1 protein-coding gene is annotated in these 951 nt (G+C 33.3%); it reads right to left on the bottom strand.

What is annotated here, in order from left to right:
• Positions 1–123: 123 nt before the first annotated feature.
• Positions 124–744, bottom strand: coding sequence for an Abi-alpha family protein (locus tag N5E64_RS15625; protein WP_280038319.1), 621 nt, complete (start codon positions 742–744; stop codon positions 124–126).
• Positions 745–951 lie beyond the last annotated feature (207 nt).

Below are 951 nucleotides of genomic sequence, written 5' to 3' on the forward strand. Positions count from 1 at the left end.
GTATATCTTAAAGCTACACTTCGAAAACTCCATAATACATAAAGCTACTCCGGTTCCGTTCAACGGGCTTTCATCTCGTGCCCTCCGGGCAAGACGAAAGCTTAGTTATTATCGGCAGTTTTTTTATCTGGTAACTGCTTTATAGAAACTTTGTCCCATTTCAGTTACTTTAAAACTGTCTAGACCATGAAATGTTGTTGGTGCATGTCCTCCAATTTGGATTCCTGGTGTAATTGTGACTCCATAAGTAATAAGACCTAGCGAAAGTAGAACATTTAGCGACTCTTTTTTATTATAATCAATTTCCCTTAAACTAACCAAGGTATTATAAAGATGTGGTTGCGAAATACAGAATTTATTTATATCATCAAAGATTTGCACGTCCAAAGGCTCTAAACTGTCTAAAGTTTCTATAAATATTTTTCTAATTGAAGAGTTAAAGTTTTTATCTGTCGCATTTGCAAGTAGATTTGCCCATTTTTCCAATAAATTTTCGTCCTCCTCAATTGACGCTTTTTCCAATAACTTATAACCGAAAGATAATTCTGTAGGCTTTGTATCATTCGCCTTTACTAGATTGTATTTATTTTCTAATTTTAATGTATTTGCGATTCTTCTTGCTTTTAGTGCGTCTCCATATAATATACCTGCCCCATCAATAAGTGGCTTTCCAACTATTTCAGAAAAAAATATAGTTAGACTTTTTATTGGTTCTGAATTAACCAAATCTCCTGTAATTTTCATAATATTTTTTTTAAAATTGCCGATAACGGGCTGCGGCTTTGCGATAGTGGCGAATTAGAAAGCCAAAACTTTCAATTTTGTACTAACTTGAGCAACAGCTTTTTTATATTTACTAAAATAAGAAAAAAGGAAATATAAAAAGCTGTTGCGGATAAAAATGCACAAACTTTCTATATTTCCCATAACCCGCCATTTCGCAAAACCGCT

The sequence above is a fragment of the Empedobacter sp. GD03739 genome (assembly GCF_029843245.1).
Lineage (GTDB): Bacteria > Bacteroidota > Bacteroidia > Flavobacteriales > Weeksellaceae > Empedobacter > Empedobacter falsenii_B.